Annotated in this window: 8 protein-coding genes; 7 read left to right on the top strand and 1 reads right to left on the bottom strand. The window is 31.0% G+C overall.

Going from position 1 to position 11,754, the window contains the following annotated elements; translation table 11 throughout:
- The first annotated feature begins 26 nt into the window (after window positions 1–26).
- From Z054_RS0122935 to Z054_RS0122905, 7 genes are all read left to right on the top strand, one after another.
- Window positions 27–965: a pyridoxal-phosphate dependent enzyme gene (locus tag Z054_RS0122935; RefSeq protein WP_024772368.1), complete on the top strand. Its 939-nt coding sequence runs from the start codon at window positions 27–29 to the stop codon at window positions 963–965.
- Window positions 966–1,069: 104 nt separating this feature from the next.
- Window positions 1,070–1,708, top strand: coding sequence for a hypothetical protein (locus Z054_RS0122930; RefSeq protein WP_152538655.1), 639 nt, complete (start codon window positions 1,070–1,072; stop codon window positions 1,706–1,708).
- 415 nt (window positions 1,709–2,123) lie between these two features.
- Window positions 2,124–3,434 carry a sensor histidine kinase gene (locus Z054_RS0122925; RefSeq protein WP_024772366.1) on the top strand — a complete coding sequence of 437 codons (1,311 nt, stop codon included), beginning with the start codon at window positions 2,124–2,126 and terminating at the stop codon, window positions 3,432–3,434.
- A 333-nt stretch (window positions 3,435–3,767) separates the two neighbouring features.
- Complete coding sequence (locus tag Z054_RS0122920) at window positions 3,768–4,127, top strand: BlaI/MecI/CopY family transcriptional regulator (RefSeq protein WP_024772365.1); 360 nt, start codon at window positions 3,768–3,770, stop codon at window positions 4,125–4,127.
- Complete coding sequence (locus tag Z054_RS0122915) at window positions 4,127–6,799, top strand: M56 family metallopeptidase (protein ID WP_024772364.1); 2,673 nt, start codon at window positions 4,127–4,129, stop codon at window positions 6,797–6,799. The genes Z054_RS0122920 and Z054_RS0122915 overlap by 1 nt, the downstream gene beginning before the upstream one ends.
- A 147-nt stretch (window positions 6,800–6,946) precedes the next feature.
- Entirely contained in the window at window positions 6,947–8,425 is a 1,479-nt protein-coding gene (locus tag Z054_RS0122910; RefSeq protein WP_084050550.1) for a S41 family peptidase, read from the top strand.
- A gap of 383 nt (window positions 8,426–8,808) precedes the next feature.
- A complete protein-coding gene (locus Z054_RS0122905; protein WP_024772362.1) occupies window positions 8,809–10,488 on the top strand; it encodes a serine hydrolase domain-containing protein in 1,680 nt (559 codons plus the stop codon).
- 307 nt (window positions 10,489–10,795) lie between these two features.
- Here Z054_RS0122905 and Z054_RS0122900 read toward each other — a convergent pair whose 3' ends face one another.
- On the bottom strand, window positions 10,796–11,620 hold the full coding sequence (locus Z054_RS0122900) for a zinc metalloprotease (RefSeq protein ID WP_024772361.1): 825 nt from the start codon (window positions 11,618–11,620) through the stop codon (window positions 10,796–10,798).
- Window positions 11,621–11,754: the final 134 nt, after the last annotated feature.

Genomic DNA, 11,754 nt, shown 5'->3' with positions numbered 1-11,754 from the left:
GGCTTCTATATTAATATTACATCAAAATGACTAAACAAGAGCTAAAAGACTGCCATCAGAGCATTACTCCATATATCCACAAAACCCCTGTACTTACTTCGAGGTTGCTTAATGAGATTTCTGGAGCAGAGTTATATTTTAAATGCGAAAACTTTCAGCGTATGGGAGCATTCAAGATGAGAGGTGCTACTCATGCCATTTTAAAATTATCCGAGGATCAAAAATCTAAAGGCGTGGTGACACATTCTTCTGGTAATTTTGCTCAAGCTCTGTCGTTAGCTGCACAAAGTATAGGGATCAAAGCCTATATCGTAATGCCATCTAATGCTCCACAGGTTAAAAAAGATGCAGTAAAAGGATATGGAGGTGAAATCATTGAATGCCCTCCTACTCTTGAAGATCGAGAACGAACTGCTATCCAAATTCAACAAGAAAAAGGAGCCACATTTTTACACCCTTCTAATAATCTAAATGTGATTTTAGGTCAGGGTACTGCTGCCCTGGAGCTATTAGAAGAATACCCAGATCTCGAATATCTTTTTACTCCGGTTGGCGGCGGTGGACTTATTGCAGGAACTGCTTTGGCAGCTCACTTCTATGGAAATCAATGTATGGTGATAGGAGGCGAACCTTATGAAGTTGATGATGCATATAGGTCTTTACAAAGTGGTAAAATTGAAACTAATGAAACCATAAATACTATTGCAGACGGACTCAAAACACAGCTAGGAGATGTTAATTTCCCTATTCTTCAAAAATATGTTTCAGAAATCATTAGAGTTGAAGAACAAGAAATTATTACAGCAATGAAATTGATATGGGAACGTATGAAAATCGTTGTAGAACCATCTTCTGCTGTTTCTTTTGCAGCTTTACTTCATAATAAAGAACGTTTTAATGGTAAAAAAGTTGGAGTTATCCTCTCGGGAGGTAACGTAGATTTAGGGAATCTTCCGTTTTCTTAATATTAAAATATCCATAACAACATTTCCCCTGAAAACAGTGTACTCTTGCATAACATTTATGTATTACATTTATAATAAATTATGTGCTCTATAAAACAAATATTGTGAAAGCAAATACCCTTCTTTTATTTACTATTTTGATTTGTTGCCTCTCATGTAACACTAATAAAAATTCAAAAGAAGCTATTAGCCAATCAAAAAACAGCAATGAGATTGCTTCTACTCATAATCAGGATGGTAAAATTAATACTATAAAAGCAACCGTTTTATCTGTTGAAGAAGTTTTAATCATGCCCGATGATTACCTTACAACGGTTCTCACTGCTAAAACAAGTACTAATGACACCTTGGCATTTGTAGATATGGACGGTTTTGAAAAACTGGTCAATACAGAAATTACTATCTCTTATCAACTAAAATCAAATCAGAAAAAATTAATAGTTTGTTTTGATTGCACTTCATATTCCAAACCAATTAAGTTAGCGAATATCACATCAATTGCACCCTTGATCGAATTCAAACTATTAAGGTTAAAAGAATATCAGGAAGATGAATTTATCACTACTGCCTCATCGTTTATCATGAATACTAAAGATGGTAAAGTTGAACGTTTTTACACCAACATATTTGATCTAATTGAAGATAGTACTAAGATGAAAAGTTCATTTTTTAATTATGGGATTGTAACAGAATATACTCCCGAACTACTCAATCGTGATGAATTACAGTTATTGTTAGAATAGATATTTGCCTCTTATACTCTAAAAAAAAGTAGAAGTCATACTATTGTAATTTGAATGTACTGAAAAATAAAATTAGCCTTTTTGCTTCAGAGAAGAAGAAAAGTTTGTACTCAGCCCGACTACATTTTCTCATAACCCTTTTCTAATTCTTCAGTCTTACAATGTCTTTTTAAGAATAACGTAAAATTTGGCTTTAGTTCTGCTTTTAAATAGTCATTAAAAACCCTCTTCTTAGATATTTATCATTTTTCAATAATCGATACTAAATCGCTATTCAACTATATAAACATCTGTTTTATCGATAATTTTAACAAGATCAAAAGATATAAATTAATTTAAAATGATTAATAAATTATCGTTTGCGCAATCAATAACTACTTTGTAAAGTAAACAAAAAACTAAAACCCTAATCATAATGATTAAAAAAAATACAAATAGAATCATTGATAATGAGGAGCAAATACGAATAAACGCCTATAAAATTCTAAAAGAAAAGTCTTCTTGCCATACACTTTATTCTAAAAGTGAAATTGAATCGGATTATGTTATAAACACCATAGCAAAATCAATTTTAGGTAAAACCAACTATTATGATATCGCCTGGGAAGTTGTTGTAAATATTAGTTACTACCTCAAATGCGAAGATTGTGTGATTTACCTTATTAAAGAAGATGGTAAATCAATCGAACAACTAGCAGCTTTTGGCAATAAGGTAAATGATAAGAAAATCATCAACCAACTCGTGATTCCTATTGGTGAAGGTATTGTAGGAACGGTTGCCATGACAGGGATTCCAGAATTGATTCATGATACTTCTAAAGATGAAAGATACATAGAAGACATTGAGTTTAATTACTCAGAAATTGTTGTACCTATTGTAGTAAATGGCCAGGTAATAGGTATTATTGATTCTGAGCATAAAGAAAAAAACTATTATACCTACGACAACTTGTTAACCCTAATGAACATTTCTAGAGTAATTGCAAAACAATTAAATAATGCTGTTAGACTTGAGAAAAAAATTGAAACCGAGAGAATATATAAACAACTTAATAGCCAGTTAAAAAACAAAAATAAAAGTTTAGAAGAATACGCACACATTGTTTCTCATGATTTAAAATCCCCTTTAAGAAACATATCAACCCTTATTGAATGGGTTAAAGAAGATAATATTAACAAATTGGATAAAACTACGTTAGGAAACATACAACAAATAGGATTATCCTTAGAACACATGGAACAACTCATAAACGATGTATTAGAGTATTCAAGTATTGAACAAAACATAACTAAAAGAAGCTTGATAAACATCGATAAATTATTGAATAATATCATTGAGGTTATAAATGTTCCTAAGAATATAATAATTAAAATAGAAAAAATGCCCAATAGGCTTTACGCAGACAAAACAAAAATCAAACAAGTATTTCAAAATTTAATTACCAATGCTATAAAGTACAATGATAAAGAAGTGGGCTGCATAACAATTAACTATACTGAATTAGAAAATGAGCATCAATTTACTATAGCAGATAACGGAATCGGTATCGACAAAAGGTATTTCAATAAAATATTTAATGCTTTTCAATCATTAAAGAAGACTCAGAAATCTACTGGCATTGGATTATCAATAGTAAAAAAGGTTATTAAAATACTAAAAGGAAAAATTTGGTTAGAAAGTGAAATAGGGAAAGGAACTACCTTCTATTTTACCATTAGTAAATAGATAACCAATTACGAAAATTGGTAAATTTCCTAGATCAGATTTTAGCTTGCTTTGCCTGTTTTTGAACTTTCTGTTTTGTCCTTTTATCTTTTAATTTCAATCTTCTTTTTGTTTTTAAAAGAACTGTAATACCACTTTTATCTTTCTGATGGTGCTATAAATTTTAGGAATCTATTCTTTTAAAACATATTATCATTTTTTTAACACCTTTTAGAAAACCCTTTAGAATCAATAGATAACACACCAATACAACTAATCAATTAGTCGAACTACTAATTAATTAGTTGCAAAACTAAAAGATTAGTAGTAGGTTTGCTTTATAAAATTGATACTATGCAAAAATTAGCCAAAAGAGAAGAACAGATTATGCAAAGTCTGTGGAAGTTGGAAAAAGCATTTATAAAAGAGATCATAGAAGAACTTTCTGATCCTAAACCACATTATAATACTACTGCTACTATTGTAAAAATTTTAGAAGAAAAAGGGTTTATAAGTCATGTAGCTTACGGAAACAGCTTTCAATATTACCCCTTAGTATCAAAAGATGAGTACCAAAAGGAAGTCTTGGGCGAAGTAATGAACAATTACTTTGACAATTCTCCTTTGGCTTTGGTTAAATTCTTTGCCAAAGAAGAGAAAATAAATACCGACGAATTAGAGGAAATAATTCAACTGATAAAAAACAAGAAATAATGGACTATATCATACATAGCTCGGCATTAATAGGATTATCATATATTATATATAGATTTTTTCTTTCCAAAGAGACCTTTTACCATTTAAACAGATGGGTATTATTATCATTGGTGATACTTTCGTTCACTTTACCTTTTATTACGATTCCTGAAAGTTTATCATTTAAAAGTGCTCTATTTCAAGAAGCAGAAATGCAACCATCAAATTCTCTAATTACAGACCATAAAACACCAGAAGTAAGTACAAAAATTGAAGACACATCAACTATAGATACTTCTGGCATTAGTACTATTTCGGTTAGTAAATCTTTAGATTGGGGATCAATTCTACTATACATATATGTGTTAGGCATATTGGTATTTGGTGTTCATTTCATCATTCAATTGGGAGTTCTATTATATCGTATTTCTAAATACCCTACCGTAGAAGTTGATGATTATAAAATTGTAGAAACCGATAAAAAACATGCTCCTTACTCGTTTTGGAACCGGATATTTATGAATCCAAGTCAATACAATCCTGATACGTATTTACAAATCCTAAAACACGAACAAGTACATATTAAAGGTAAACATAGTATCGATATGTTATTAGTTGAGTTATTGGTGATGACGCAGTGGTTTAATCCTTTTGCCTGGTTATACCGCAGAGCCATCGATAATAATCTAGAATACCTAACCGACAATAACATGCTTAATATAGGTGAGGACAGAGAAGTTTACCAAATGAACCTTCTAAAAGTCTCCACCCCAAATATGCCAACAGGTTTGGCGACAAGTTACAATCAATCATTTCTCAAAAAACGAATACTCATGATGAATTCTAAAAAATCAACATCAAAATCAGGGTGGAAATACCTAATCATTATTCCTCTACTCGCCATCACCGTGTTTTCTTTTAATCCGGTAAAGCCAAATGAAATACTGGTAAATTATGATAAAGAATCTATGGATCCGACTGTAGATTTTAGAAACGAATCTATATCATCCAGCGCTCAGAATGACTTTACCAAAGGAGTTTGGGATGCCGAAGTTGGAGGAGGTAAATTATGTATTATGTACCGAAGTGCTGAGCCTCTTAAACGAAATTTCTGGTCTATGACAAGATGTTATGATCCAATTTATTTTAAAGATTTCCCTACTGGAGATCGACAACAATTTAAAATTACCAAAGATGCAGGAACTATAACTTATGTTGGTCAGTTTGATAACAAAATTGGTGATGGAAGGTATACTTTTGTTCCTAACGAAGCTTTTATTAAATCACTTAAAGCCTATGGGTTACGAGTAGACAACAAAGATTTAATTCATTGTTTCCTTACTGGTTTTGACAACAATTACCTTAGTTATCTGAAGCGTGAAAATCTAAAAATCGATCAAGATGATTTTGAAGATATTATTCATAAATCACTTCCGCTTGATAAGCTAAAAATGTATCGAAAAGAACTTGCCAGATTAGGCTATGAGAATTATACCATGGAAGAGGTTAGTAAACTTAATTTGTTTGATGTTGATGTTGCCTATATTTCATTCATCAATACATTAAATGGTAATAAAACATCCTTAAAAAAGATTACAAAAGCTAAAATCCATAATGTATCCTCTGAATTTATTAAATCATATCAAAATAACGGTTATGGTAACCTATCTCTTGATGATTATGTGAAATTAAAAATTCACGATGTGACTCCAGATTTTATTGAATCATTTAAAAAGGCCGGACATACAAATATTACTGTAAGAGAAGCCAAAAACCTTAAAATTCATAATGTAACTCCGGCATATATAAATAATTTTAAGAAAGCTGGATATCCCAATATTACTTTACAGGAGGCAAAGAAACTCAAAATTCATGGGGTAACTCCAGAACTTATAAAGGCATATAAAAAAGCTGGGCAAAAAAATATTTCGTTACAAGAAGCTATAAAATTAAAGATTCATGATATCACACCGGGCCAGGTAAAAACAGCTAAAGGCTTTTCTTCTACTAAAAATAAAAGGAATCAAAATACGCTATCGAGTTCTACCAATAGCCGTGGTGCCTCACAAGATGATCAACAAACGCCAAATGATTTTATTAGACAATTTAAACAACTTGGTTATGACAATGTACCTATTGATGATATCATCAAATTAAAAATACACAATGTAACGCCAGAATTTATCAAAATGTTCAATAAGGCTGGCTACAATAACATTCCTTTGGATGATATAGTAGCTTTAAAAATTCATAGTGTGACACCTGATTTTATTGATTCGTTTAAAAAAGCTGGATATAAAAATATCTCTTTAGATGAAGCTAAATCATTAAAAATACACAACGTATCTCCTAATGCTGCTTCAGAATATATAAAAATAGGGTATTCTAATATTTCTATAAGCAAGTTAATATCTCTTAAAATTCATAATGTATCTCCAGAATATATTAAGGAGTTTAAAAAGACACAATTCGGTGATCTTCCGCTAGATGATATCATGTCATTTAAAATTCATAGGGTCACTCCAGAGTTTGTACAATCTTTTAAAGATATAGGATTTAAAAATATAACAGCTGACCAAGCAAAGAGTCTTAAAATTCATAATGTTACACCAGAGTTTATAAAATCCTTAAAAGAACAGGACAAAGATATTTCGCTAGAACAAGCCATCAGAATCAAAATTCATTTTTAAATATTTATAGTAAGCTAGCCAAGATTTAATCAATCAAAAGACGGGAATGGTTATTAATTCCATTCCCTATTATCTCAATAACCTGATAATTAATCTATAACGTCAAACTATTTTAAGAGTTTTTCAATTATTATTAAAGCAATAAAAATGGATAGGATGTATTGGTTAGTACTGATAAGTTTCTTGAGTATGTATATGGTTACAGGAAGAGCACAGGAGTCCATGGTTTATCAACCTGAACAAATGCAAGCTGACCTAGAGAAATTTAAAATGGCACTCATCAAAGCTCACCCTGGAACTTATACGCATCAAAACCGTGAAGAGTTTAATCAAATGATGAACGATTTAATGTTGCGAACTTCCAAACCAATGGAAGCCAAGATATTTTATAGAATTGTTCTTCAATTGATAGCGAATATACATGATGGGCATACGCAAGCATATACATTCGGCAAACTCGGAAGTGTTATCAATAGTCAAAAAAGATTCCCCTTTCAAGTATATATTAAGGATGAACGCATTTTTATAGTGAAAAATCTAAGCGCTCTAGAAATTGCCGAAGGGTCCGAAATCCTATCTATTGATAGCAACTTGAGTAATGAAATTATTTTTGACATTTTAGCACATTATTCTTCTGATGGTAAAAGTCAAAGTGGTATGCAACACTGGTTAGGAGGGCCATACAAACCATTCTACAGACTCTATCCCGAGATATTTGGGGAACAACCTACATATAACCTTGTGTATAGAGACTATAAAACCAAGAAAATTATAAAAACAAAAATTGAAGCAGTTTCAAAAGAGGTTTATGAAACTAGAGAATCTAAGAAATATCTCCCAGAAACAGGGCCTGAAAAAGCATTTAACTTTGAGATAAATAAGGAAGAAAATTATGCTTATCTGAAAATAAGCCGATTTATAAAAGATGGTTTTGATGAACCCGAGAACACTTATCCTGATTTTTACAAACAATGTTTCAAAAAAATTTCTGATAAAAATATTAAAAACTTAATAATCGATTTAAGAAACAATGGAGGTGGAAAAGGAAGTAATGCAGCTTACTTGCTTCAATATTTTATTAACCAACCCATCACTCCTGCAAAAGAGATAGTGACTTTGGTAGATGATAAGTACTTTTTGGAAATAACTGGCAACTCATCTAATTTGGATGAATCTTTTGGATTAAAGCGAAAAAAGGATGGCACTTTCAAGGTAACAAAATATGAATCACTACGTGATTTGATGAATTACGATCCAATTGAAGAGTATCGTTATAAAGGAAGGCTGATTGTTCTGATCAATGGCGGTACAACTTCAGCTGCTGGTATTGCTGCAGGCTTACTAAAGGAATATACAAATGCAAACTTCATTGGAACAGAAACCTATGGATATGCAGGTATTAGCAACGGTGTGCGTCAAATTTCTATCAAAGGAGATCATACTGAAACAGCAATCTATTTACCTTTACTACATGCAGAGTATACTATAGATGAACATATCCAGAAAAGAAGCGTTGTCCCGGATTATAATGTATCAAACTCTATACAAGATATTCTAGAGAGTAATGATGCTGTTCTGGAATTTGCATTGAAAAAACTATTGCCACCAATGTATAAAAATTATTAAAACGGTTTTTAGTTACTTCTTTCTTAACATCTAAAATTGAATATTTAAATACATATAATACACTAATCAAAATTCAATCAATCAAAAAACAGGAATGGCTCTATGATCATTACCCATGCTAAAATATTTGACAATGGATGAACTCAATTGAAGATAAAACTGACACGATAAAAACTAAATTGAAAAATTAAGACCTAAATCGTGCTAAAAACTAAGCCTAAAAAATATACCGTCTGGCAGCAAAGTATATAAACAATTGCTGATTTTTTACCTAAATTAATTACCTGTTTACTAAGGCTCATTTTCCTGTAGAAAATTTGCACCTCCTACTAATTTTTAAAATTTTTATACTAACCGTTAACAACAATTAATAAAAACAGATTATGAAAAAATATTTATTATTATTCCTTCTTTCTTTTTCTATTTGCTCATTTGGACAGCCTAAAGAAAGCCAAGCAATAGACAACCTCTTTTCGGAATGGAATAAACCTGATGTTCCAGGGGGTGCCATAGGAATTATTAAAAATGGTAAGCTGATTTATTCCAATGGATATGGAATTGGTGATTTAGAACACAACATAGAAATAACTCCTTCATCTGTTTTTTATATTGGTTCTGTTTCTAAGCAGTTTGTAACATTTAGTATTTTACTTCTCGAAGAACAAGGGAAACTAAACTTAGATGATAGAATTCAAAAATACCTTCCTGATTTTCCAGAATATGATACTCCTTTGACTATTCGACATTTTATACATCATACAAGTGGTGTTAGAGATTATTTTACCCTTATGTATTTAAAAGGCAAAAACTATCTTGACGATACAAATGTAGATGAGATCTATGGACTTATAAAAAAACAGGAAGAGCTAAATTTTTTGTCAGGAGAAAAACATTTATACAGCAATTCTTGCTATTTCATGTTGGCGATGATTGTAGAAAAAGTGGCTGGTCAATCCCTAAAAATATTTGCACATGAGAATATTTTCCAGCCTCTAGGTATGAAAAATACACTTTTTTACGATGATAATACTGATCTGATTAAAAATCGTGTTTTCAGTTATAACAGAAAAAGTAATGGAGAGGGATTTAATAATTTAATTATGAGATTTGACCTTGTTGGCTCTGGTGGAGTATATTCAAACATAGAGGACTTGTTTTTATGGGATCAGAATTTTTATAATAATAAACTTGGAAAAGGAGGACAAGAAATTATTGAAAGAATGCATGAAGAAGGGCTTTTAAATAATGGAGAAAGTAGTGGATATGCTTTTGCATTGAATAATGGAATTTATAAGGGATTAAAAACTGTGAGTCATGGCGGGGCCCTTGCCGGTTATCAAGCACAATTAATACGATTTCCTAAACAGAAGTTTTCTGTAATTATATTAGCCAACAGAGATGACGCAAATCCAACGCGTAAATCCTTTCAAATCACTGATATGTTTCTTAAAGAAAATTTCATAAATGATGAAGTTGAAAACCAAGGTAAAAAAGTCAATAATAAGCAAGGATTTGTACATTTAAAAACTAGCGATCTTGAAAAGTTCTCGGGACATTATTGGAACGATGAAGGTTCGTATACTAGAAAGCTTTATGTAAAGAATGACACTCTAAGATATTATAGGTCTGAGACTAATGAAAGTGACTTAATTCCTATCAGTAAGCATGAGTTCAAAATGATTAATGTTGGATCTGATGTACTGGTGAAATTTGACAAAAATGAACAAGGAAATTATACTATGTTTTTTAGTGTAAATGGAGGAAAGTCGATAATTTCAAAAGAATATCATCCAAAAGATTATACTAATGAGGAATTAATTGATTTTGTAGGTACTTATTATAGCAAAGAATTAGATATTAATTACACATTAAAAATAAAAAATAAATTGTTAATACTTTATATAAATGAAATCGAAATTTCACCTCTCAATTCGATTATGGTGAACCTTTTCTCTAATGAAGAATATGGAGTTTTTCATTTTAAGACAGACGGTTATGGTAAAGTTTCAGGCTTTAGATTGGACACCGGAAGGGTAACAAATTTGAAATTTCAAAAGAAATAATATGCGGTAACATTGGTAATCGTTACACAAGTCTATAATTTGTTATAAAAACGACTCGTTTTAAGCCTCTAGTAAGAGGCTTTCTTTATTTCTTTTCGTATTACGATATAGATTAAAAAACCATTATGGATGCTGCTCCACTATTAACAAGAGTGTAAATATAACCGTATCTGAATACTAAAAGATTAATTTATACATTATTCAGGCAAGGTTAACATTTACACTCTATATGACAATTATTATAGGGCCATCTTAATTAAAGTTATGAAGGTGTTTAGATAGTAAAACACATTAAAAGTTAGAATTACTAATTCCCATAAGCCCATGTGATAGCCGTTCTATCATCTCTCGACCATCCAGGTGTTGAACTAAATCTCCAATTACATGTATATATTGAGCTTTTCATGACAGAGCCACAATTATTACTTTGATGATAAGCTACACCATTAGTACCCGGTATATGACCTCCATAAGTTTGATCAGAATGGTGGTAACCAATATTATGCCCTAATTCATGTATTAACAAAGCCATTGTAGATTCATCACCTGGATGAGGTTTAGCTGTATTTACTCTCATCCAGGCGCCAACATTCCCTCTACCATCAGGTAACAATGCTCTCGCCCATGCGCCTTCATTAGAGTTATACCAAGATCCTACCAAAATATCTGCACTCGATCTATTATAAGTTCTACTTATATTAATATTACGACTTGAAACACTCCAATGCCAAGCAGCCCAGGAAAGTGCGTACTCTAAGTTTCTTGGATAGTTATTTTCAACATAATACCTTATATCTCTGGAGTTACTATAGTATACTCCAACTCCACCAAAAAACCATCGGTTTTTCTCCTGAATACTTCCTTTTTTAGGTGGGTTCGCGTCTCTATTACTTTTTAATGCAAAAGGAATCATCATGTCACCTTGCATAAAAGCTTCATCCTTAAAATTTGGTATAAGATCTTCTTTAGAAAATCCTCTTTCAATTAAATAATCTAAAGTAGCTGTAGCTTCTTTAGACAATGGTTGTTGTTCTTGATTTAAATCTTCCTGATCTAAACCATCATTTTGACAACTAATACATAGTAAAATAGTGGCCAAAAAAATACTGAGTTTGAATTTGTGTGTTAACATAATTATATAGTTTAAAATTATTATTAAAAATTATATAATTATTTAACACAAAAGCTGCATTATATTACCATATTATAATACAAAACTTGCTGATTTTTGATTAATAATGTTAAAATTATAAATAAAACTGTATT

The organism is Aquimarina macrocephali JAMB N27, from assembly GCF_000520995.1.
GTDB classification, from domain to species: Bacteria; Bacteroidota; Bacteroidia; order Flavobacteriales; family Flavobacteriaceae; genus Aquimarina; species Aquimarina macrocephali.
This window is presented reverse-complemented; position numbering and strand designations above follow the sequence as displayed.

Bases quoted from the DNA above. Each gene is read 5' to 3' on its own strand.
- Z054_RS0122935 (WP_024772368.1), top strand. From the start codon at position 27: ATGACTAAACAAGAGCTAAAAGACTGCCATCAGAGCATTACTCCATAT.
- Z054_RS0122920 (WP_024772365.1), top strand. From the start codon at position 3,768: ATGCAAAAATTAGCCAAAAGAGAAGAACAGATTATGCAAAGTCTGTGG.
- Z054_RS0122905 (WP_024772362.1), top strand. From the start codon at position 8,809: ATGAAAAAATATTTATTATTATTCCTTCTTTCTTTTTCTATTTGCTCA.
- Z054_RS0122915 (WP_024772364.1), top strand. From the start codon at position 4,127: ATGGACTATATCATACATAGCTCGGCATTAATAGGATTATCATATATT.
- Z054_RS0122925 (WP_024772366.1), top strand. From the start codon at position 2,124: ATGATTAAAAAAAATACAAATAGAATCATTGATAATGAGGAGCAAATA.
- Z054_RS0122910 (WP_084050550.1), top strand. From the start codon at position 6,947: ATGGATAGGATGTATTGGTTAGTACTGATAAGTTTCTTGAGTATGTAT.
- Z054_RS0122900 (WP_024772361.1), bottom strand. From the start codon at position 11,620: ATGTTAACACACAAATTCAAACTCAGTATTTTTTTGGCCACTATTTTA.